The following is a 25,572-nucleotide window of genomic DNA, read 5'->3' on the forward strand; positions in this document are numbered from 1 at the left end:
CTTCTCCCGGGTTTGATGTAACGCCCGATGACTGCAATCGCCTGCGCTAATTTTTCCCGCCTGGATTCGTTTTATAGGGACGACGTGCCTTTGTGCTTCCTGCCTATTGCTCCGGATCCCAAGAAATGAACGCTGAAGACTCCTTGAAACTTGCTCGCCGGTTTATCGGGTTGCCCCTGGAAAAACGCCAGTTGTTCCTCCAGGCGCTGCAAAAGGAAGGGATCGACTTCTCGCGTTTTCCGATTCCGGCCCAGGTCGAGGCCGAGGATCGCCAGGCGTTGTCCTACGCCCAGCAGCGTATGTGGTTTCTCTGGCAACTGGATCCTGCCAGCGCAGCCTATAACCTGCCGGGAGCGGTGCGTCTAAAGGGCACCTTGAGCCTGCCGGCCATCGAGCAGGCGTTTGCCAGCCTGATCGCGCGGCATGAAACCCTGCGCACAGTGTTCCAGCGCCAGGCCGATGAGCGCCTGGTGCAAGTGCCCTGCCAGCCTGCGTTAGCGATTGAACCACTGGATCTTGGCAACTTGCCGCCGGCTGAGCGCGAACAGGCGGTGATGGCTGCCGCCACCGCGCAATCGCTGCAACCCTTCGACCTGGCCAATGGCCCCTTGCTGCGCGTGCAATTGCTCAAACTCGCCGAGCAAGAGCATGTGTTGCTGCTGACCCTGCATCACATCGTCTCGGACGGCTGGTCGATGAACGTGCTGATCGACGAGTTCATCCGATGCTATGACGCCTTTGAACGCAACCAGTCGCCACAACTGCCAGACCTGCCGATCCAGTACAGCGACTACGCCTTGTGGCAGCGCCGCTGGCTGGAGGCGGGGGAGCAGGCGCGGCAGCTGGATTACTGGCGCGAACAGTTGGGCGATGAACACCCGGTGCTGGAGTTGCCAACGGACTTTGCACGCCCAGTCGTGGCCAGCCATCAGGGCCAGCGCTATGAGTTCGCCTTGCCGGCAGCCTTGGCCGACGGTGCGCGGTTGTTGGCTCGCCAGCAGAACGTATCGTTGTTCACCGTGCTGCTGGCAGCGTTCAAGATCCTGCTGTTTCGCTACACCGGCCAGACTGACCTGCGGGTAGGCGTGCCGATTGCCAACCGGCATCGCGGTGAAACCGAGGGCCTGATCGGGCTGTTCGTCAACACTCAAGTCATGGCTGCCCACGTTGATGGGCAGGCGCGGGTCAGCGACCTGTTGCAGGGGCTCAAGGATGTGGTCAATGGCGCCCAGGCCCACCAGGACCTGCCGTTCGAGCGCCTGGTCGAGGCGCTCAAGCCGGAGCGCAGCCTGAGCCACACGCCACTGTTCCAGGTGCTCTACAACCACCAGCCACAAGTGGCAGACCTAGAAGCGCTGGTGCTGGAATCCGGACTCTCCCTGAGCCTGGTCGAGTGGCAGAGCCGCACCACTCAGTTCGACCTCAGCCTCGACACCTGGGAAAAGGGCGGCACCCTGCGCGCTGCATTGACCTTCGCCACCGACCTGTTCACGCCCGCCACCATCGAGCGTATGGCCCGCCACTGGAGCCACCTGCTCGGCGGCATGATCGACAACGTACAGCAGCGCGTGGCTGAGTTGCCGATGCTCGACGCCAGCGACTATCAGCAGCAAATTCATGGCTGGAACGCCACCGCCTCTGAGTACCCGCAAGCGCGCAGCATCCATCGACTGATCGCCGAGCAGGTGGAGCGCCAGCCCGACGCTCTGGCCCTGACCTTTGGCAGCAAGACTCTGAGTTATCGCCAATTGGACGGCCAGGCCAATCAACTGGCGCACAAGCTGATCGAGCTGGGCGTTGGCCCCGAAGTGCGCGTTGGCGTGGCCATGCAGCGCACCGACGCCTTGATCGTTGCCTTGCTTGGCGTGCTCAAGGCCGGCGGCGCCTATGTGCCGCTGGACCCGGATTACCCGGCTGACCGCGTCGCCTACATGCTGCAAGACAGTCGCGCTCAGGTGCTGCTGACCGAGGCCGAGCTGCTCGCCGACTTGCCCCAGACCCAGGCCCAGGTGTTGCAGATGGATCAACTGGCTGGCTACCCGTTGAGCGCACCGGTCACCCAGGTTGCCCCCGACAACCTGGCCTACGTGATCTACACCTCCGGCTCCACTGGCAAGCCCAAGGGCGTAGCCATTGCCCATGGCAACGTACTGGCACTGATCCACTGGTCGCAGCAGGTCTACAGTCGCGAAGATATCCAGGGTGTGCTGGCTTCCACTTCGGTGTGTTTCGACCTCTCGGTGTGGGAGATTTTCGTCACCCTGGCCAACGGCGGCTCGCTGATTCTTGCCCGCAATGCCCTGGAACTGCCCGAGCTGCCGGCCCGTGACCAGGTGCGTCTGATCAACACCGTACCCTCGGCCATCAATGCCTTGCAGCGTGCCGGGCAGATCCCTGAGAGTGTGCGCATCATCAACCTGGCCGGCGAGCCGCTCAAGCAATCCCTGGTGGACCGCCTCTATCAGCAACCGTCGATCAAACAGGTCTTTGATCTGTACGGCCCGTCCGAAGACACCACCTATTCCACCTGGACCCCTCGCGAAGCCTTGGGCCAGCCGTCCATTGGCCGGCCGTTGAGTAACACCCAGGGTTATATCCTCGATGCCGACCTGCAACCGGTGCCTACCGGGGTCGCTGCCGAGCTGCACCTGGCCGGCGCCGGGCTCACCCGGGGCTATCTGGGCCGGGCCGCGATGACTGCCGAAAAATACGTACCCAACCCGTTCTCCAGTACTGGCGAACGGCTGTACCGCACTGGCGACCTGACCCGCTATCGCGCCGATGGTGTGATCGAGTACGTCGGGCGGATCGACCATCAAGTGAAGATCCGTGGCCTGCGGATTGAGCTGGGGGAGATCGAAGCGCGCCTGCTCAGTCACCCGCAAATCAAGGAAGCACTGGTGATCGCCCAGGATGGACGCTTGCTGGTGGCCTACGTGGTGCCGACAGCAATGCCCCAGGATCACGAGGTATTCACGCAAACGTTGCATGCGTACCTGGCCGAAACTTTGCCTGAATACATGCTGCCAACGGTGACCATGGCCTTGGCACAGTTTCCCTCGACCCCCAATGGCAAGTTGGACCGCAAGGCGCTGCCGCGGGCCGGTGAGGCCAAGGTGCAGGCGTTCAGTGCGCCGCAGGATCCACGGCAACTGCTGCTTGCCGGGATCTGGCAAGACATTCTTGGGCAGTCGCAGATTGGCCTGGATGACAACTTTTTCGAACTGGGCGGCGACTCCATCGTGTCGATCCAGGTGGTCAGCCGTGCCCGCCAGGCCGGTTTGCAACTGGCGCCCAGCGACCTGTTCCGTCACCAGACCCTACGCAGCCTGGCCGCTGCCGCGCGTGAAGTGTCGGCGCTGGCCATCGAGCAAGGCCCGGTCCAGGGGCCGGTGCTGTTGACCCCGGTGCAGCAATGGTTCTTTGCCGAGGATATTCCCACACGCCAGCACTGGAACCAGTCGCTGCTGCTGACTCCGCGTCAGCCGGTAGACGTCACAGCACTGGCTGGCGCGTTGCAGGCGCTGGTGGCGCAACACGATGCCTTGCGTCTGCGCTTTGTCGAGCGCGGGGAGGGCTGGGAACAGACTCATGCCCCGTCGGCAACTGTGGAGTTGTGGCAGCGCCAGGCCGCCAGCGTCGAGGAATTGCGTGAGCACTGTGATCTCGCCCAGGCCAGCCTGGACCTGGAGCACGGCCCGTTGATGCGGGCCTTGCTCGTGGACATGGCCGACGGCAGCCAGCGCCTGTTGCTGGTGCTGCATCACCTCGTGGTGGATGGGGTGTCCTGGCGTGTGTTGCTGGAAGACTTGCAGCGCGGCTACGGCCAAGGCGTGGCCGGCCAACCGCTGACCACGGCGCACAAGACCAGCGCCTACCAGCAGTGGGCAGTACGCTTGGACGACTACAGCCGCAGCCCGGCGCTGCTGGCTGAGTTGGCGTACTGGCGCGAACAATTGCAGGGCGTGGCAAACGACTTGCCCCGGGATAACCCGCAGGGCCGGCAAACCCAGGCAGTGGCTGAACATATCCGCTGGCGCCTGGACCGCGAGCAAACCCGTCAACTGCTGCAACAGGCGCCAGCGGCGTACCGTACTCAGGTCAACGACCTGTTGCTGGCGGCCCTGGCGCGCACGATTTGTCAATGGACCGGACACCCTTCGGTGCTGATCCAGCTGGAAGGCCACGGTCGTGAAGAGCTGTTCGATGACATCGACCTGACTCGCACCGTGGGCTGGTTCACCAGCCTCTACCCGTTGCGCCTGACGCCAAGCGTCGAGCTGGGTGCCACCCTCAAGGCGATCAAGGAACAGTTGCGCCAGGTGCCCAACAAGGGCATTGGCTATGGTGTGTTGCGCTACGGCGCGGCGGCCAATGAACTGGCGGTCCTGGCCCAGCCAAGGATTACCTTCAATTACCTGGGGCAGTTCGACCAGCAATTTGGTGAGGATGCGTTGTTCGTACCGGCCAGCGAAGGCGGCGGCCAGGCCCAGAGCCTGGACGCGCCCTTGGCCAACTGGCTGAGTGTGGAAGGGCGGGTCTACGCCGGTGAACTGGAACTGGACTGGAGCTTCAGTGGCGAAGTCTTTCGTCGGGACACCATCCAGGCCCTGGTGGACAGCTGCGCGCGCACCTTGCACGAACTGATTGAACACTGCCTCGATCCACAACAGGGCGGCGCGACGCCTTCGGACTTCCCGCTGGTCAGCCTCGACCAGGCACAACTGGAAGGCCTGGGCCTGCCATTGGCGCAGATCGAGGACCTCTATCCGCTGTCGCCGATGCAGCAGGGCATGCTGTTCCACAGCGCCTACGATGCCGAGCCCGGCGCCTACATCAATCAACTGCGCCTGACCATTGAAGGCCTGGACGTGGCGCGGTTTGCCCAGTGCTGGGAGGCGGTGCTGGAGCGCCATGAAGTGCTGCGCGCACGATGTATCTGGGAAGGCCAGGCGCAGGCGATGCAAGCGATCCAGCGCTCGGTGCAATTGCCGCTGACAGTGCTGGAGAGCGCTCCTGACGACCTCGATCGTTTGGCCCTTGAACAGCGCGAACAAGGCTTCGACCTGCATCAGGCGCCGTTGTTGCGCCTGGTGCTAGTACCGCTGGCGGCCCGGCGTTATGAGCTGATCTACACCAGCCACCACATCCTGATGGATGGCTGGAGCAATGCCCAACTGCTGGGGGAGGTCTTGCAGCGGTACGCCGGACAAGTGCCGCCACCGGCCACCGGGCGTTATGCCGACTATGTGGGCTGGCTGCTGGCGCAGGACGCCGGCGCCAGCGAGCAATTCTGGCGCGTGCAACTGCAAGCGCTGCCCGCGCCGACCTTGCTTGGCAACGCCTTGCCGGCGCCGCGCGAGGGCAGTGGCCATGCCAGTCACCACGTACTGCTGGACGCCACCACCACCGCGCGCCTGGGTGAGTTTGCCCGGCACAACAAGGTCACCTTCAATACCCTGTTGCAAGCGGCATGGGCGGTTTTGCTGCAACGTTATTGCGGCCAGTCGAGCGTGGCTTTTGGCGCCACAGTGGCCGGGCGTCCGGCTCATTTAGCCGGGATCGAGCAGCAGGTCGGGTTGTTTATCAATACCTTGCCGATCATTTGCAGCCCGGATGCTACCCATAGCGTCGCCAACTGGCTGCAGCACGTGCAGGCGCACAGTGTGCTCCTGCGTGAGCATGAGCACACACCGCTGTACGACATTCAACGCTGGGCCGGGCAGCCTGGTAGTGCGCTGTTCGACACCTTACTGGTGTTTGAAAACTATCCGGTGTCCCAGGCGCTGCAAGCCGGTGCGCCGGCCGGCTTGAGCTTCAGCGGGCTGCACAACCATGAACAGACCAGCTATCCGCTGACCCTGGGCATCGAGTTGGGTGAAACCCTGAGCCTGGACTTCAGCTACGCCCGGGCCGATTTCAGCCCGCAGCAGATACGCGTTATCGGCACAAGCCTGCTGCAACTGCTTGCGCAGTTTGTTGAGGATAACCAGCAAGCACTGGGCAACCTGAGCCTGCGCGAGCCAACCCTGGAGCAAACCGCAGTACAGCCGGCACTCGACCCGCTGCTGGCGCACCAGCGTATCGAACGCCGCGCGGCAGCGACCCCGGATGCCCTGGCCTTGATCAGCGGTGACGAGCGCTGGACCTATGCCGAGCTCAACCAGCGCGCCAACCGTCTGGCCCATCGCTTGCGCGAGCAGGGCGTGATGCCCGGCCAGCGCGTCGGGCTGGCGGTGCGTCGCGGTGGGGCGATGATTGCCAGCCTGTTGGCGATCCTCAAGGCAGGCGCCGCCTACGTGCCACTGGACCCCGATTACCCAGCCCAGCGCCTGGCCTACATGATTGATGACAGCGCAATGGACCTGCTGCTGCGCCAACCCGGCGTACTCGACGACGTCCTGGCCGATGCACGCGTGCCGTGCCTGCTGCTCGACGGTTCGGAGCGCGACTACCCACGCACCAACCTGGCCAACCTGGCGCAGGCCGAGCATCTGGCCTATGTGATCTACACCTCCGGTTCCACCGGGCAGCCCAAGGGCGTGTCCATCGCCCATGGCGCGCTGCGCGAATTCTGCACGATAGCCGCCGAATACTCACAACTCACGTCCCAGGATCGGGTACTGCAATTTGCAACATTCAGCTTCGACGGTTTTGTCGAACAGTGCTTCCCGCCGCTGTGCGAAGGCGCCTGCCTGGTGCTGCGCGGCGATGAAACCTGGGACACGGCGACCTTGTACGAGCAGATCATCGAACACGGCGTGACCTTGGCCGACTTGCCGGCAGCCTATTGGTTCCTGCTGGCCCAGGACTGGGCGGCGGACCCGCAGCGCAGTCGCGGGCGACTGCGCCAGGTGCACGTGGGGGGTGAGGCGATGTCGGTGGAGGGGCTCAAGCTCTGGCACGCCGCAGGCCTTGGCGGCGTGCGCTTGCTCAATACCTACGGCCCGACCGAAGCCACGGTAGTGTCCAGCACCCACTTGTGCCAGCTCGAGGATGTCGATGAAGCCAATGGCGTACCGATTGGTCGTGCCTTACCGGGGCGAGCGCTGTATGTGCTCGACCGCGACGCCAACCCGGTGCCCGATGACGTGGTGGGTGAGTTGTGTCTCGCCGCCTGTGAAGGTTTGGCCCAGGGTTATCACCAGCGTCCGGCACTGACCGCCGAGCGTTTTATTCCCGATCCTTTAGCCGCCGTGGCCGGCAGCCGCGTGTATCGCACTGGCGATCTTGCGCGCCGCGACGCGGCGGGCATGGTGCATTACTGCGGGCGGATCGACCATCAGGTGAAGATCCGTGGTTTTCGCATCGAACTGGGCGAAATCGAATCGCGCCTGTTGCAACAATCCGGTGTGCGTGACGCGGTGGTCCTGGCCCATCAAGGCGCAAGTACCCAGCAACTGGTGGCCTATATCGTGCCGGCGCAGGCCGAGCGCTCGTTGTGCGAGCGCCTCAAGGCCAGTCTCAAGGCGAGCATGCCGGACTACATGGTGCCGACCTATTGGATGGTGCTCGACCACTTGCCACTGACCTCCAACGGCAAACTCGACCGCAAGGCCCTGCCGGCACCGGACGCCAGCCTGTTGCAACAGGACTACGTGGCACCGGTCACGGCACTGCAACAGCAACTGGCCGATATCTGGCAAACAGTGTTGAACCTGCCGCGCGTGGGTTTGAACGACAACTTCTTCGAGCTGGGAGGCGATTCGATCCTGTCGATGCAGGTGGTCAGCCGCGCCCGTCAGGCGGGGCTGCATTTCACTGCCAAAGCGTTGTTCGAGCAGCAAACGATTCAAGGTTTGGCCAGCGTAACGCGCAGCGGTGAAGGCGTGCCGACCATCGACCAAGGGCCGGTGGCCGGCGTCATGCCGTTGCTGGCGGTGCAGCAGGCGTTCTTCGAGGAGGATGTTCCCCAGCGCCATCACTGGAACCAATCCGTGCTGCTTGCGCCCCAGCAACCCCTGGACGGCGCACGACTCGCCCAGGCCTTGCAGGCGCTGGTCGCCCATCACGATGCCTTGCGCCTGAATTTCTACCGCGACGGCGAGCAGTGGGTCGCCAGCCATGGCGAGGCGTCGAACCCTGAGCTGCTGTGGCAGCATCGGGTCAACGATGAAGCCCAGCTCCAGGCGGTGGCCGATCAGGCCCAGGCCAGCCTGGACCTGCAACAAGGCCCGCTGCTGCGCGCGGTGTTGTTTGAGCGTGCCGATGGCAGCCAGCGCTTACTGGTGGCGATTCACCACCTGGTAGTCGACGGCGTGTCATGGCGCATCCTCTTGCAAGATCTGCAGGACGCTTACCGTCAGCCCGCCCTGGGCTTACCGGCCAAGACCACCGCGTTCAAAACCTGGGCCGAGCAACTGCAAGGTCTTGCCCGCAGTCCCGCGCTGCAAGCCGAGATTTCGTTTTGGCAATCACTGGGCGCAACCGACAACCATCTGCCGGGCGCCAAGCCGGATGCCAGCTTGCGCAGTCGCGACGGCGTCACGCTTGATACACGCCTGAATGCCGAGCTGACCCGGCGCCTGTTGCAGGATGCGCCAGCGGCCTACCGCACCCAGGTCAACGATCTGCTGCTGACCGCGCTGGCGCGAGTCATCACGCGCTGGACGGGACGCAGCGAGGTGCTGATCCAGCTCGAAGGCCATGGCCGTGAAGAGCTGTTCGACAACCAGGACCTGACCCGCACCGTGGGTTGGTTCACCAGCCTGTTCCCGGTGCGTCTGGCGCCTGCCGAGGCGCTGGGAGATTCAATCAAGCAGGTCAAGGAACAACTGCGCGCCATTCCCAACCGGGGCGCAGGCTTTGGCGTCTTGCGTTACCTGGGTGACGCTGCCGTGCAGCAAACCCTGGCGGCACTGCCGGCGCCGCGTATCACCTTCAACTATCTGGGCCAATTCGACAGCACCGTTGAAGGCGAGCAAACGGCGTTGTTTTTGCCCAGTGGCGAGCATGCCGGGGTTGAGCAGCATCCGGACGCACCACTGGGTAACTGGTTGACCCTCAACGGCCAGGTATTTGAAGGCCAATTGTGCCTGGGCTGGACGTTCAGCCAGCAGATGTTCGACGCAGCGACCATCCAGCTACTGGCCGACGCCCTGGCTGTAGAGCTCAAGGCTGTGATTGAGCACTGCACCACAACCGGTCATCACGGCGTGACACCGTCGGACTTCCCGCTGGCGGCGTTGACACAGGCCCACGTGGATGTGCTTGCCGGCGCGCCTGAAGCCATCGAAGACATCTACCCGCTCTCGGCCATGCAGCAAGGCATGTTGTTCCACAGCTTGCTGGAGCAAAGCGGCGGCGATTACGTCAATCAGATGCAAGTATCGGTGGACGGCCTGGACCCAGAACGCTTTCGCGCAGCGTGGCAGGCGGTGGTCGATGGGCACGCCATTCTGCGCACGGCCTTTGCCTGGCAGGGCGGTTTGCCGCAGCCGATGCAGGTGGTGCACAAGCAGCTTGATGTGCCCTTTACCGTGCTCGACTGGCGCGCGCGCGACGATCAATCAGTTGCGCTGCAAGCGCTGGCTGCTGCCGAACTGGCCCAGGGTTTTGACTTGAACCGGCCTGGGCTATTACGCCTGGTACTGGTGCGCCTGGATGACCGTCGTTGCGAACTGCTTTACACCAACCATCACATCCTGATGGACGGCTGGAGCAATTCCCAACTCCTGGGTGAGGTGCTGCAGCGTTATGACGGCCAGGCGCCGGGGCCGTCCGTTGGGCGCTATCGCGATTACATCGCCTGGCTGCAACGCCAGGATCAACAGGCCAGTGAACAATTCTGGAGCGCCAACCTGACGGCACTGGAGGAGCCGACCCTGCTGGCACAGACGGTCAGTGGCCAGGGGCAGGCCGCCGCCGGTCACGGCGACCATCACTTGATGTTGGATGGGGAGCAAACCCGCCGCCTGAGCGAGTTTGCCCGCCAGCAAAAAGTCACCTCCAACACCTTGGTGCAGGCCGCGTGGCTGTTGCTGTTGCAGCGCTACACTGGGCAGGACTGCGTGGCGTTTGGTGCCACGGTCGCCGGTCGCCCGGCTGACTTGCCGGGTATCGAGCAGCAGGTTGGGCTGTTCATCAATACCTTGCCGGTGGTTGCCAGCCCGCGCGCCGAGCAAACCGTCAGCCAATGGTTACAGGTCGTGCAGGGGCAAAACCTGGCCTTGCGCGAGCATGAGCACACGCCGTTGTTCGATATCCAGCGTTGGGCCGGGCAGAGCGGTGACGCACTGTTCGACAGCCTGCTGGTATTTGAAAACTACCCGGTGGCCGAAACCCTCAAGCGCGGCGCGCCGCAAGGCTTGGTGTTCGGCGAAGTGCAGAGTCATGAGCAGACCCATTATCCGTTGAGCCTGTCGGTCAGTCTGGGGCAGACCCTGAGTGTGCATTACCGCTATAGCCATGGGCACTTTAGCGCCGACACCATCAGCGAGCTCAGCGGGCATTTCAGCCACGTGCTGCTGGGTATGCTCGATCAGCCCGAGCTGGCGCTGGGTGATTTGTCGATGCAAGGCGCTGCGCGGCAACAACAGATGGTCGCGCAATGGAACCCGGCGGCGGTCGATTACCCGCGCGGGCAATGCATCCACCAACTGTTCGAGGCCCAGGCTGAGCGCGCTCCCGATGCCGTCGCCCTGGTGTTCGGCCAGCAGTCGCTGACCTATCGCGAGCTCAACGAACAGGCCAACCAACTGGCGCATCGGTTGCTGGCCGAAGGTGTCGGGCCGGATCGTCTGGTGGGGATCGCGGTGGAGCGCGGCTTGCCGATGATCATCAGCCTGCTGGCGATCCTCAAGGCCGGTGGCGCCTATGTGCCGCTGGACCCGGCATACCCGGCTGATCGCCTGGCGTACATGATGCAAGACAGCGGCCTGAGGTTGCTGATTACCCAGGCGCCGCTGCTGGGGGCGCTGCCAATTCCAGGCGGTGTCCAGGCGCTGGTACTGGACGGTGAGGCGGGCTGGTTCGCGGGCTATCCGAGCCACAACCCGCAGCCATCGGCCGGGCCGGGCAACCTTGCCTATGCAATCTACACCTCAGGTTCAACCGGCAAGCCCAAAGGGGTAATGGTGCCCCATGGCGCCCTGGGCAACTTCATTGCGAGCATGGCCCGCCAGCCGGGGCTTGCGGTGGGAGAGCGGATCCTGTCTCTGACCACCTTCTCGTTCGATATCTTCGGCCTGGAGATCTACCTGCCGCTGACCGTTGGCGCCTGTGCGGTGTTGGTGGACAAAGACACCACCCTCGACCCGGACGCGATCCTCGCCACCGTGGCTACCCAGCGTGTCAACACCCTGCAAGCCACGCCCTCGACCTGGCGCATGTTGCTCGACAGCCCGCAGGTGGCGGCGTTGCAGGGCTGCACCTTGCTCTGCGGTGGCGAAGCCCTGGCCGATGAACTGGCGGCACGCATGCTCGCCCTCGGTGGAGCGGTATGGAACCTCTATGGGCCAACCGAAACCACCATTTGGTCAGCCGCCCATCGTCTCGACGGCCAGCCATGGCTGGGGCGGCCGATCGACAACACCGGCCTGTACATCGTCAGCCAGGACGGTGCCTTGGCCCCGGTCGGCGTGCCCGGCGAGCTGTTGATCGGCGGTGACGGCCTGGCGCGCGGCTACTTCCAGCGCCCAGGCCTGACTGCCGAACGTTTCCTGCCCGACCCGTTCGGTGCGCCCGGCCAGCGCTTGTACCGCACCGGCGACCTGGCGCGCTATCGCGCCGAAGGGGTGATCGAATACCTCGGGCGCTTGGACCACCAGGTGAAAATTCGCGGCTTCCGGATCGAACTGGGGGAAATCGAAGCGCGCATCCAGGCCCAGGATGCTGTGCGCGAAGCGGCCGTGGTGGCCCTCGATGGACCCAGCGGCCCGCAATTGGTGGGTTACGTAGTGCTCGCCGAATCGACGGACAGCACCGAGCAACATACGGCGTTGCGCGAGTCGATCAAGGCCGGGCTCAAGCAGCATCTGGCCGACTACATGCTCCCTGCGCACCTGGTGTTCGTTGCGCAGATGCCCTTGACCCCCAACGGCAAACTGGACCGCAAGGCCTTGCCGGCACCGGATGTCAGCCAGACGCAAAAAGCCTATGTGGCGCCGGTTTCGGAACTTGAGCAGCAACTGGCCGGGATCTGGCAAGAGGTGCTCAAGGTCGAGCGCGTGGGGCTTGGCGACAACTTCTTCGACCTGGGCGGGCACTCCCTGCAAGTGGTGGTGATGCTGTCCCGTGTGCGGGCAGTGCTTGGGGTAGACGTGGCCGTGAAGGACTTTTACGCGCAGGACAGCCTCGGGGCCTTGGCCCAATCGCTGGTCGATGCGACCCGGGACGATGGCCTGGATGATGACTTTGACCTGATCTTCGATGCCCTTGATGAACTGGAGCAGGAAAACCTGGAGGAAACCAATGCTTAAGCAAGGCGGGGCCAAAACCGCAGAACTGGTGGCGCGCATCAAGGACTTGAGCGCACCCAAGCGTGCGCAACTGTTCCGCAAGCTGGAGCAGCAGGGCGTCAACGTCGCGCGTTTCCCGATTGTGCCGGCTAGCGAAACCGGGCCCCAGCAACTGTCGTATGCCCAGCAGCGGCAATGGTTTCTCTGGCAGTTCGACCCAACGGGCAGTGCCTACAACATCTGTACGGCGCTGCATTTGAAGGGGGAGCTGGATGTCGAGGCGCTGCAACGCAGCCTGTCGCAGGTGCTGGCGCGCCATGAAGGGCTGCGCGCCGGATTTGTGCAGCAAGGCGAGCAGGTGCGATGCATCATGCGGCCCATCGAAGCCGTGGAGCTGGCGGTGCAGGCTGCCCCGGCAGGCGATCCCGAGTCCGTAATCAAGGCGTTTGTCCAGGTGCAGAGCAGCCAGCCGTTCGATCTGGAACACGATCTGCTGCTGCGCGCCGCAGTGTTGCGTCTGGCGGACGATGAGCACGTGTTGGTACTGACGTTGCACCACATCATCACCGATGGCTGGTCGATGCAGATCATGATCGATGAGCTGCTGGCGCTGTACATTGCCCAGGTCACGGGCACGCCTTGCGCGTTGCCGGCACCGATCATTCAATACGCTGACTATGCCGCCTGGCAACGGCAATGGCTGGAGGCCGGGGAAGGGCGCCGGCAACTGGATTACTGGCGCGGTAAATTGGGCAGCGAGCACGTCTTGCTTGAACTACCGGTGGATCGCCCACGCCTGGGGCCACCGGACCAGCGTGGGGCGACGCTGCCGCTGGCGTTGGATCGTGCCTTGAGCGACGGCCTCAAGGGCCTGGCGCAGCAGCAAGGGGTGAGCCCGTTCATGTTGTTGCTGGCGTCGTTCCAGGTGCTGTTGCACCGCTACAGCGGCCAGTCTGACATTCGCGTCGGCGTACCCACCGCCAACCGCAACCGGGCCGAGACCGAGCGGGTCATCGGCTTTTTCGTCAATACCCAGGTGATGCAGGCCACGCTCGACAGCCAGCAGCCCTTTGCGGACTTTGTGCAGACGGTCAAGGCGGCGGCCCACGAGGCCCAGACCTGGCAAGACCTGCCGTTCGAGCAGTTGGTGGAGGCGCTGCAGCCCGAGCGCAACAGCCTGCACACACCGCTGTTCCAGGTGATGTTCAACCATCAGATGGAAACTGGCCGGTTTGCCGATGGCCAACCCCTGGGCGGATTGCTGTGCACGCCAGTCGACTCGGAAAACCTCAGTGCGCCGTTTGACCTGACCCTCAACACCTTCGACGGCCCTGATGGCCTGTCGGCGGTCCTCACCTATGCCACCGATATCTTTGACGCCTCGACCGTCGAACGCATGGCGCGGCATTGGCAGAGATTGTTGCAGGGCATGGTCGATGATCCACGGCAGCGCATCGGTCAACTGCCGATGCTCAACGCCGCTGAACAGCACCTGGCGTTGCAAACCTGGAACGCCAGCACTGCCGACTACCCTCGCGACAGCGCCATCCACCACCTGATCGAAGCCCAGGCCGCCCGCACCCCGGATGCCGTAGCATTGGTCTTCGACACCCAGTCATTGACCTTTGCCCGACTCAACCAGCAGGCCAACCGCCTGGCCCATCGCCTGATCGCGGCCGGTGTCGGCCCTGATGTACTGGTGGGAATTGCGGTGCAACGCAGCGTTGACCTGGTGGTCGGGCTGCTGGCGATTCTCAAGGCCGGTGGCGCCTATGTGCCGCTGGACCCGGCGTACCCCGAGGATCGCCTAGCCTACATGATGCAAGACAGCGGCCTGGCCCTGCTGCTGACCCAGGCACCGTTGCTGGCGCGCTTGCCGATCCCGGCCGGGGTCAGTGCCCTGGTCCTGGACCAACCGGATGCGTGGCTCGATGGCTACAGCTGCGAAAACCCGCTGCCGCGCACCACGGCCGAACACCTGGCCTACGTGATCTACACCTCCGGCTCCACCGGCAAGCCCAAAGGCGTGATGGTGCGCCATGGCGCCCTGACCAACTTTGTGTGCAGCATGGCCCGCCAGCCGGGCCTGGATGCCAATGACCGGCTGCTGTCGCTGACCACCTTTTCGTTCGATATTTTCGGCCTGGAAATCTATGGGCCACTGTTGGCTGGCGCAACCCTGGTGCTGACCGGGCAGGACATCAACCTCGACCCGCAAGCCTTGCTTGCCCTGGTCAAACAGCAGCGCATCAGCGTGTTGCAGGCCACGCCCTCGACCTGGCGCATGCTGCTCGATCACCCGCAGGCCGATGAGCTCAAGGGTTGCAAACTGCTGTGCGGCGGTGAGGCGCTGCCCCTGGAACTGGCGACCCGCCTTTTGGCGCTTTCGCCCCAGGTGTGGAACCTCTACGGGCCGACCGAGACCACCATCTGGTCGGCGCAGTACCCGCTCACGCCAACCCAGCCTCAGCCGTGGCTGGGCGGGCCGATTGCCAATACCAGCCTGTATATCCTCGACGATAACCTGGCGCCGGTGCCGGTCGGGGTGGCGGGTGAATTGTTGATTGGCGGCGATGGCCTGGCGCGGGGTTATTTCCAGCGCCCGGCACTCACCGCCGAACGCTTCCTGCCTGACCCATTTGGTGCGCCCGGTACGCGCCTGTACCGCACCGGCGACCTGGCGCGCTACCGCGCGGACGGGGTGATCGAGTACATCGGTCGCGTGGATCACCAGGTAAAAATCCGTGGATTGCGGATCGAACTGGGGGAAATCGAGGCGCGGCTGTTGGAGCAACCGCAAGTGCGCGAAGCCGCCGTGGTGGTGCGGGACGTCGCTGGCCATCCGCAGTTGGTGGCGTACGTGGTTGCCGTGCAAGCGGTCAGCGATGAACAGGCGCTGCGTGAGGCGTGCAAGCGTCAGCTCAAGGGCGACCTGCCGGAGTACATGGTGCCCAGCCATTGGGTCTTCCTCGACAGCCTGCCGCTGACTCCCAACGGCAAGCTCGATCGCAAGGCGTTGCCGGCGCCGGATGCCAGTGCCTTGCAGCAGCACTACATCGCGCCGCGCAATGTCTTGGAGCAGCAGATTGCCGAGGTCTGGCAACAGGTGCTGGGTCTGGCGCAGGTGGGGGTGAGCGACAACTTCTTCGAACTGGGCGGGCACTCGCTGCTGGCCACCCAGGTGATTGCGCGGCTCAAGCAAACCCTGGCCAGCGACCCTGGCTTGCGGGACCTGTTCAATGCTCCGGTGTTGGAAGACTTTGCCGCCGTGTTGGCGGGCCGTTCGGCCGCGCAACCGGCGCAGATCGCCTTGCGGGCCCATGGCCCGCGCAGCACTGCGCCCTTGTCCCTGGCCCAGCGCCGCTTGTGGGTGGCCGAACAGTTCTCGGCCGGCAACGGCGCGTACGGTATGCCGCTGGCGTTGCGCTTGCGTGGCGAAGTCTCGGTGCCGTTGCTGATCGAAAGCCTCAAGTGCGTGGTGCAGCGTCATGAAGTGCTGCGCACCGCCTATGTCGCAGACGATGACGGCGATCCATTGGCAGTGATTTCGCCTGAGGTGGCACTGGACTTCGCCCTGGTCGACCTGTCGCACCTGGACCGTATCGAACAGGAAGCCCAGGTCGCCCAGGCCACGCTGGACAACACCCGACACCCGATCAACCTGGCACAAGCGCCGCTGTTGCGTGGGCAGATCCTGCGCCTGGGTGCCCATGAGCATGTGCTGCTGTATTCGATGCACCACATCATTTCCGATGGTTGGTCGATGGCGGTGCTGGTGGGTGAACTGGTGCAACACTACGCCGCGCTCAAGCACGGCCGTGGCATCGACTTGCCGCCGCTGCCGGTGCAATACAGCGACTATGCCCAATGGCAACTGACGCTGGAGCAGGCCGGGGTCTTGCAGCAACAGGCCCGCTACTGGAAGGACGCCCTGGCCGGTCATCCCGGCCAACTCCTGTTACCCACTGATTTTCCACGGCCGCCAGTACCGTCTTTTGAAGGCTCCAGCGAGTCGTTCAGCGTGCCGCCGGCATTGGGCGAGGCACTCAAAGGCTTGTCCGGCCGCCACGGCGTCACGCCTTACACCACCTTGCTGGCGGCATTCCAGGTGTTGCTGCATCGCCTGGGCACCAGCGACGACTTGCTGGTGGGCGCTGATGTCGCGGGGCGCCAGCATGCCGAGCTGGAAGGCTTGATTGGTTTCTTCGTGAATATCCTGCCCCTGCGTTCGCGCTTCGACGCAAAGGCCCGGTTCAGTGATTTCCTCGCTGCTGCGCGGGAAACCTCCCTCACGGCATTCGAGCATCAGGACCTGCCCCTGGACATGATCGCCGAAGCCAGCAACGTGCCCCGGCACCGGGGCTTCAACCCCTTGGTGCAAGTGCTGTTTGTGATGAACAACCTGCCGGTGCACAGCGCTGGCCTGGCGGACATTGCCGTGGAGGTGGTGCCCAGCCTGGGCGGCTATTCCAAGTTCGACATGGCGTTGTTCATCGACGAAGAAGCCGGGCAGTGGCAAGGCACCTGGCAGTACGCCAATGACTTATTCAAACAAGAGCGCATTACCGAGCTTGTGAGCGCCTGGATGGGAATTCTTCAACAGATTGTCATGGATCCAGACATCCGATTAGGGGACATCATCATGCCGTCGAATACCGCTGTTGCTCCTGCCGCACCTGTTAGCCCGAAGGCCGACAAACTGGGCAAGTTCCTCAAGAAACCGTCGAGCCCGGTGGCCAGGGCCCCGCTGCCGGCGATGCGTGAATCGCTGTTGAACGCCGACCAGGTGTTCCCGTTGCTGATGGAGCCCAATGATCCGGGGCTCGACCTGGTGACGTGGGTCCAGGCCAATCGCGCCTTGGTCGAGGAGAAGTTGGCGCGGCATGCGGGGATCCTGTTCCGAGGCTTTGCCATGCGTGATATCCACGACTTCGAGGCCTTTGCCGAAGCGGTCCAGCCGGGCCTGTACGGCCAGTACGGCGACTTGCCGAAGAAAGAGGGCGGCAAGAACACCTACCGCTCTACGCCGTACCCGGAAAAGAAAATGATCCTGTTCCACAACGAGAGCTCGCATCAGGATCGCTGGCCGCGCAAGCAACTGTTCTTCTGCGAGCAACCGTCGCCCGTGGGCGGTGCCACGCCGGTGGTCGATTGCCGGCAGATGTACCTGCGTTTGCCGCAAGCGTTGCGCGATACATTCGAAAGCAAGGGCCTGCTGTATGTGCGCACCTTCGCCGATAAGCTCGACGTGTCCTGGCAGCATTTTTTCAAGACCGAAGACCGCGCCCAGGTCGAGCAGCGCTGCGCGCTGGCTGGCATTCAATGGACCTGGCTGGACAACGACGAACTGCAAATCCGCACCCCATGCCCGGCGATCATCACCCACCCGACCACGGGCGAGAAAACCTTCTTCAACCAGGTGCAACTGCACCACATCTACTGCCTGGACCCTGACGTGCGCGACGACCTGCTGGGCCTGTTCGGTCCCGAGCGGATGCCGCGCCACGTGTACTACGGTGATGGCAGCCCGATTGAAGACGCGGTGATGCAACTCCTGGGCGAACTCTACGAGGCCTGTGCGGTGCGTTTTGACTGGCGCAAGGGCGATGTGATCCTGCTGGACAACATGCTTGCCGCCCACGCCCGCGACCCCTTTGAAGGCCCACGCAAAATCGTCGTGGCCATGGGTGAAATGATCGAGCGGCGCGACCTGGAAACGATAACGCCCTCTACACGTATGCAAACTGAAGGGACTGAGGCATGAGTACGCTTAACGATGCAGGCCTGGCGCTGCTCCCGGAACAACAACAGCGGGTGCTGGACGCACAGGACGGTGCGAGCTGGGGTGATATCGCGCACCTGTTGCATATCCAGATCAAGGGCGCGCTCGACGTTTCACGCCTGCAAGCGGCTTTAAACGGTTTGAGCCAGCGTCACACCGCGCTGCTCGCCCGATTGGCGACGGCGCCCGGTTATCGTGGCTTGCGGCAGTTCTTTGAGGCCGGTGCGGCGAATGTGGCATTGGCGGTGGATGAGTCCAGCGACACCACGCAGGTCTTGGTGCAGTGGTGCCAACGCCCGGTGAGCCTGGCGTCCGGGGTGTTTTTCGAGGGTCTGTTGCAGCGTATCGACGCGCAACACTGGCAATTGACCCTGGGCTTGGCGGGTTTTGTGGGGGATCAGGCGAGCCTGGGGATTCTTTATCAAGACCTGTGTACGGCGTATGAGCAGGGCAGTTGCGCCGTGGATGAGGAGCTGGGGCAGTTTGCCCAGTACCTGGAGTGGCATGCCGAAGTAGTGCTCGACGAAGATGCCGATACTGCCAAGGCCTATTGGCAAGCCTGCCTGCCGAGCACTGGGGTGCTGGCACCGGAGTTGCCGGTGCGCTACGCGGACACTGCGCCGGGCAAGGCCGGTGGGCAGACACTGACTGCCGCCCTCGACCCACGTGTGCTGGAGCGCCTGAGCCAACTGGCAGCCCAGCACAACACGCCGGTGACCACGCTATTGCAAGCAGCCTGGTGGGTGCTGCTGGCGCGCGTCAGTGGGCGCGAAGGTTTTGTCGCGGGCCTGCGGCATGACGCGCGCCAGGACTATGAGTTCTTCGCACCCACCGTGGGCCTGCTGGAAAGAACCCTGCCGTTGAACCTGAACCTGGCGCCGACAGCATCGTTCACGCGTGTGTTGGCTGAGCTGACCGGTGTGCTGGAGACCCATGGCACCTGGCAAGAATATGCGCCGCTCGACGCCGGCCTGCCGCTGACCCATGGCTTTGGTGTGCGCCAGCAACCGGCAGCGCGCACAGTGGGGACATGCACCTGGAGCGGCGCCTACAGTGCTGATCTTCGGCCGCTGTTTGAACTGGCGCTGAATGTCGATATGGAGGAGGGCGGCGCTGTCTCCGGCCTGTCGCTGGACTATGCCGCTGCCGTTTATAGCCAGGCCGCGATGCAGACGCTGCTGGCGCAGTATCAAGTGCTATTGGGCAGTCTGCTGGAGCAGCCGGACGCGGCCATCGCAACCCTGAGCCTGTTGGGTGAGGCGGAACGCCAACGCCTGCTGGCGTTCAATCCCGCGCCGCAAGTGCTGGAAGAGCGGGTGCTGTTGCCTGAGCATATTCTCAATTGGGCCGAAATCACCCCGGACGCGTTGGCATTGGTCGCGGGGCAGCAGTCGCTGACCTACGCCGAGTTGGATGCCGGCGTGCGTCAATTATCCAGCCGTCTGCGTCAAAAGGGTGTAGCCCCGGGCAGCATTGTCGCCCTGGCCTTGCCGCGTGGCGTGGCCCAGGTGCTGACTATTCTTGCGACCTGGCGCACAGGCGCTGCCTATCTGCCGCTGGACCCGAACTGGCCAGTGGCGCGCCAGGCCCAACTGGTGGAACAGGCCGGCGCGCAACTACTGGTCACCCAGGGTATGGCTTTGGATGGAGTCGGTTGCGCAGTACTGGACCTCGATCAAAAGGTGCAGCAACCGCTGGCGCAAGGACCTAGTGCAACCCTGCAAGGCCAGGACGCCGCTTATGTACTGTTTACCTCCGGCACCACCGGGGTGCCCAAGGGCGTGGTGGTCGAGCATCGGCAATTGCTCAATTACGTCGCGGGCGTCAGCAGTGAGCTGGAGCTGGCTGCTTGCCGGCACTTCGCCCAAGGCTCCACTGTCGCGGCGGACCTGGGTAACACCAGCCTGTTTGGTGCGCTGTACAACGGCGCCACCTTGCATATCGTTGACGAGGCGACGATGCAGGATCCCGAAGCCTTCGCAGCCTTCATCGACACCCAGGGCATTGATTGCCTGAAAATCGTGCCGTCCCATCTTGCCGCCTTGCTCGAAGCACCGCAGCCGAAGGTGCCGGCCACCCTGATCCTCGGCGGCGAAGCCATCGGCCAGGGGACGGTTGCGCGCATCTTCAACCTGCGCGCCGATTGCCGTCTGTTCAATCACTACGGGCCCACCGAAACCACCGTTGGCGTCGCCGTGCATACAATCAGCCCGGACGACTTGCAACACCTGGCCATTCCCCTGACTCGGGTATTGCCCAACAACCAGTTGTTCGTCCTCAACGAGGGCCTGCAACTGGTGGCCTGCGGCGAACTGGGTGAGCTGTATATCGGCGGCCAGCAATTGTGCCGTGGCTACCTGAATGACCCGGCGCAGACCGATGCAGCGTTTATCAACAGTCCGTTTAACCCTGGCGAACGGTTGTACCGCAGCGGCGACCTGGCCCGCTACCTGCCACAAGGCGGTATCGCGCTGTATGGCCGGCGTGACCATCAGGTTAAGGTGCGCGGGTTCCGTATCGAACTGGCAGAAATCGAACAACAACTGCTGCGCGTGCCAGGCGTGAGCGAAGCCGTGGTGCTGCTGGCGCACGATGAGCCGGTCGCCTTTGTACTGCCGAGCCAGGACGCGCCTGCGGATTGGCTGCAAAACCTCAAGCAGCAAATGGCTGAGCGCTTGCCGGCGGTGATGGTGCCGCACCAGTACCAGGTGGTGCAGCACATGCCGCGCCTGGGCAACGGCAAAGTCGACCGCCAGGCCTTGCAGAATCTGGAGTTGGTCGAAGAAGACGACACCTTCATCGAGCCCCTGGACGCCCTTGAAACCTTGCTGGCCAGTCGCATGGCCCAGTTGCTGGGGCGCGAACGCTTGAGCCGCGACCGCGACTTCTTCGCCGCCGGTGGCCATTCGCTGCTGGTGATCAAGCTGGTCGCCGGGATTCGCAAACTGCTGCACTGCGAAGTCCACCCCGGCATCGTGTTCGATCACCCAAGTCCCGGCGCACTGGCCCAGGCCTTGCGTGCCCAGGAAGATAGCCCTGGCCAGTTGGAGAAACTGGCCCAGGCACGTTTGCGGCTGGACGCAATGAGTCCAGAGGAGAAGGCCGCGCTGCTGGAGAAGGCGCGCCAACAGGCGGCGGTGCAGAGCTAAAACGGTTGCGGGCGCTGCCAGTCAGTCAGCGCTCGCAAGTTTTATGCTGTTGCGAACGATTCTCATAAATTGTAGTCTAGCGCCCCCTATGTGTGCCCTGCACACGGATGCTCATGGAGTGTGCGTTGGATAATCTGGACCGGTTGTTTCGCCTCTATCATCGCGAACTGCAGCAGATTGCCTACCGTCGCCTGGGCGACAGGGAGATGGCTGCCGACCTCGCTCAGGACGCATTCGTGCGTTACGTTGGCCTGGATCGACAGCAGCGCACCCATACGATTATCAACCCACGGTTTTTCCTGATTCGCGTGCTGCGCAACCTGATCATTGACCTTGGGCGCAGCCGTACGCGGCGCGGGCCGATGGACTCGCTGGAGGATGTGCAGCACGAACTGCTGGATCCGTGCCCGGGGCCGGCGGCACTGGTGGAAATGCGCCAGCAGTTGCAATTGTTGCATCAGGCGTTGAGTGAATTGTCCGAGAACAGCCGCCAGGCCTTGTTACTCAATCGCCTCGATGGATTGGGCCATGCCGCCATCGCCCAGCAGCTTGGGGTTTCCCCCAGCATGGTCAGCAAATACATCATGAGTGCCGTGCTGCACTGTGCCCGTCGCCTCGGGATGACCGAGTGACACGCGACCCTGCCCCGAGTAAACCTTCGCCGCTGCTGACCGAGCAAGCGTTGCAGTGGCTGGTCGACCTGCATTCGGGCAGTGCCGAGGCACCGTCTTGGGACGCCTACCTGCAGTGGTGCGAAACCTCCGCGGAGCACCAACGCGCCGCCCAGGCGGCGGAGCGGTTGTGGGAGAGCCTGGGCAGCGCACTGGAGCGTCCGCCCGCGTCGTCACGCCGCTTGCTGCAACTGGGACTTGTCGTCGCGTTGAGCCTGGCAGGCGGTTTGTCCTGGCAGGCGGAGCAACAAGGCTGGATGGCGGACCAGGTGACCGGCCTGGGTGAGCACCGCCGTGTGACACTGGCCGACGGCTCACACCTGGAACTGGCGCCACGCACGCGTGTGGATATCGCAATGCACGGTAATCGTCGTGTGCTGCATCTCTATACCGGGGAGCTCTTTGTCCAGGTCGCCCCCGATGCCCAGCGCCCATTCGAAGTACGCGCCGGCCGTGGCAGCCTGCGAGCGCTGGGCACCGGCTTCGACGTGCGGCGCGAAGGCGAGCAGGTGCGGATGGTCGTCACCGAACACATGGTGCGCGTGACATTGGACGACGATCCACAGACCACCGATGTCGAGGCCGGTCAGGCCGTGCAATACGGCCCGGAAGGTCTCTCGCGCACCCAGCCAGTCGACGTCGGCACCGCCACGGCCTGGCGCCGCGACAAACTGGTGTTCAACCGCCAGCCCCTGGGTGATGTGCTGGAGCAACTTGGCCGCTACCATCGCGGCGTAATCTGGGTCCGTGACAGCGGCCTGCGCGACCTGCCCGTGACCGGCATCATCGCCACCGACGACACCGACGCCCAATTGAAACTGCTGCAACGCACCTTGCCGCTGCGAGTGCGCTTGCTGCCGTGGCTGACCGTGATCGAGCGCGACGACTCGCCGCGACAGTAACTCAGCTTGCAAAAAATACACTTGCCGCCGCTGTCGGGTTTCAGAGGGTTGACGTCTTTCCTGTTGAGATTGATTTTTATTTGGCTGATTTCAGCAAGGGGAGCGTTATGCAGCATCTGATCAGGCACACCGCCTTGAGCCTGGCACTTGCCACGGCCAGTGCCGTGGGTATGAGCCTGCCGGCACAGGCGGCGCAGCAGCAGAAGAGCGACAGCCGGACCTACGCTATCGAGGCCGGTCAACTTGACCAGGTATTGACGCGCTTTGCCGAGCAGTCCGGGTTGCGGTTGATGGTTGTCAGCGAATTGGTGGCCGGTCAGCAGTCGGACGGGTTGAGGGGGAACTACCCGGTGCAGCAGGGGCTTGATCGGTTGTTGCTGAACAGCGGCTTGGTCGCCCGATTGAGTGATGATGTGATTTTGATTGAGAAGGCACCGGTACAGGGTGGGGCGTTGGAGTTGGGGGCTACCACCATTCAGGGGCAGGGGATGGGGGAGATGACGGAGAATTCGGGGTCCTATACCACGGGGTTGACCAGTATCGGCTCGAAGACTCCGACCCGGTTACGGCAGACGCCGCAGTCGGTGTCGGTGGTGACAGCGCAGGTTATTGAAGAAAAGCGCATGACCGACCTGGCCGAAGCCATGAAAATGACGCCAGGCATTACGGTTACGAACAACAACTTCCGGTTGTCAGACTTCTCCTCTCGCGGCTTTAACATCGAGAACATTCAAATCGACGGTGCTGCTCCTATGGCCCTGGGCACCACGTCGGGCAGTTTCTATTCCAACAAGAGCTACGACCTGGTGGAGTACGACCACGTCGAAGTCTTGCGGGGTGCGTCCGGGTTATTTGGCGGCACAGGTGACCCTGGCGGCATGATCAACCTGGTGCGCAAGCGCCCGTTGGACGTTTACCAGTTAAAGGTCGATGTCTCGGCGGGGAGTTGGGACAACTACCGTACCCAGATGGATGTCACGGGGCCTTTGGGGTTCGACGGCAAGTTGCGTGGGCGAATGGTGGCGGCCTACACGGATCGTCAATACATGGCGGATGACCGAGGCCTGGAAAAGCCGATTTTCTACGGGGTGTTGGAAGCGGATATCACGGATGACACGCGCCTGACCCTGGGCGGGCGCTCTGAGCGTATCCACGAGACGGGTTCAGGCACGGGCTTGCCGCGTTACCTCGATGGCCGGGACTTGGGGCTCTCGCGAAGCGCCAGCCTGACGCAGAATTGGGCCTACCTGGATGGTCGATCCCAGGAAATCTTTGGCAAGATCGACCATGAGTTCAACGATAACTGGAAGGGTAACGTTTCTTACACCCAGACCCTGGATTCTGGCTTCTCGAAAAGCGCCTTTTCCTTTGGTGCAGTCGATCCTGAGTCCAGGACAGGGCCCAATACCGGGGGCTCCAACAACAAATACCGCAGCGATCAAAAGCTGTTTGATGTGAATCTTGCGGGTAAATTCGAGGCAATCGGGTTGCAGCATGAGCTCCTTATGGGGATGGATCACCAGAAAATCACCAGTTCATGGGCGGGGACTGCCCAGGCCACTGGATCGGGTGTACCAATCGATGTATTTAACCCTGCGCCCTGGCTACAGCCCGACACCAACAAAGATTTTTTCCACCGATTCAGTCCCAATACCCAGGTGCAGTACGGCCTGTATTCGACGCTGCGTCTGCAACTGGCCGAGCCGCTGCACTTGATCGTTGGCGCTCGGGCACAACGTTATAAATTTGATCAGCTCTATCGGTCCCGCGATAAGCAGGGCGTCTGGGGAACCGACTCGGATATATCGGTTCGTGAAGCCACCAAGGTTGTTCCTTACGGCGGTATCGTCTATGACCTCACGGATGAATGGTCGAGCTACGTCAGTTACTCCGAGATTTTCAAACCGCAGCAAACCAAACTGCAGGGTCCGTATCCCGGCAGCTCAATCGAACCCATGACCGGCAAGACCTACGAGACCGGGCTCAAGGGCGAGTTGTGGGGAGGGGCCGTCAATACATCGCTTGCGCTTTACTACACCGCCCGCAAAAACGAGGCGGTCCTGGATCCACGCTATGAACAGATGAGTGTGTTGCACGGTGGCAGTTGCTGCTATCTGCCTCAAGGGGAAGTGACCAGCAAAGGTGTTGATATGGAGTTCACCGGCGAAGTATTGCCGGACTGGAACGTACTGGCCGGTTACACCTATAACCACAACCGCAATCGCACTCAAGCCAAAGTGTTCAGCAGTGTGACACCCAAGCATCAGGTCAAACTCTGGTCTACCTACCGTCTGCCAGGTCTGTTCAATGACCTGAAGGTGGGCGGCGGCGTGAATCTACAAAGTGCTACTGATGTCAGTGGGACGACCTGGTTTGACCCTCATCAGCGGTATTACGATTTTAAATACAGCCAGTCCGGATACGCGGTTTGGGACGCCATGGCCGAGTATCAATTGGATGAGAACTGGAGTGTGCTCTACAACGTCAATAACCTGTTCGACAAGCACTACTACAGCAAACTTGGGACGCCTTCCTCGGGCAACTGGTACGGCGATGAGCGCAACCACATGCTGACCCTACGCGGTACTTTCTGGTAAGTCGCAGATAAAAAATAAGCCCGCGTGATTGCGGGCTTTTTATATGTGCGGATGTTGTCTTGGCTGAATGTGA

6 protein-coding genes are annotated in these 25,572 nt (G+C 62.9%); all 6 read left to right on the plus strand.

What is annotated here, in order from left to right:
• The first annotated feature begins 125 nt into the window (after window positions 1-125).
• Window positions 126-12,419 carry a non-ribosomal peptide synthase/polyketide synthase gene (locus HU773_RS10885; RefSeq protein WP_186626265.1) on the plus strand — a complete coding sequence of 4,098 codons (12,294 nt, stop codon included), beginning with the start codon at window positions 126-128 and terminating at the stop codon, window positions 12,417-12,419.
• The gene (locus HU773_RS10890) at window positions 12,412-18,162 is read left to right on the plus strand and encodes a non-ribosomal peptide synthetase (protein WP_225923850.1); all 5,751 of its coding nucleotides are present in this window, start codon (window positions 12,412-12,414) and stop codon (window positions 18,160-18,162) included. Before HU773_RS10885 ends, HU773_RS10890 begins: the two co-directional genes overlap by 8 nt.
• Window positions 18,159-21,329 carry a non-ribosomal peptide synthetase gene (locus HU773_RS10895; RefSeq protein WP_186626275.1) on the plus strand — a complete coding sequence of 1,057 codons (3,171 nt, stop codon included), beginning with the start codon at window positions 18,159-18,161 and terminating at the stop codon, window positions 21,327-21,329. The genes HU773_RS10890 and HU773_RS10895 overlap by 4 nt, the downstream gene beginning before the upstream one ends.
• 125 nt (window positions 21,330-21,454) lie before the next feature.
• Window positions 21,455-21,961 (plus strand): RNA polymerase sigma factor, encoded by a 507-nt coding sequence (locus HU773_RS10900; protein WP_225923851.1) that lies wholly within the window; start codon window positions 21,455-21,457, stop codon window positions 21,959-21,961.
• The gene (locus tag HU773_RS10905) at window positions 21,958-22,902 is read left to right on the plus strand and encodes a FecR family protein (protein ID WP_120732493.1); all 945 of its coding nucleotides are present in this window, start codon (window positions 21,958-21,960) and stop codon (window positions 22,900-22,902) included. Before HU773_RS10900 ends, HU773_RS10905 begins: the two co-directional genes overlap by 4 nt.
• Window positions 22,860-25,499: a TonB-dependent siderophore receptor gene (locus HU773_RS10910; RefSeq protein WP_225923852.1), complete on the plus strand. Its 2,640-nt coding sequence runs from the start codon at window positions 22,860-22,862 to the stop codon at window positions 25,497-25,499. Before HU773_RS10905 ends, HU773_RS10910 begins: the two co-directional genes overlap by 43 nt.
• Window positions 25,500-25,572 lie beyond the last annotated feature (73 nt).

This window comes from Pseudomonas shahriarae, assembly GCF_014268455.2.
In the GTDB taxonomy this organism is placed as follows: Bacteria; Pseudomonadota; Gammaproteobacteria; order Pseudomonadales; family Pseudomonadaceae; genus Aquipseudomonas; species Aquipseudomonas shahriarae.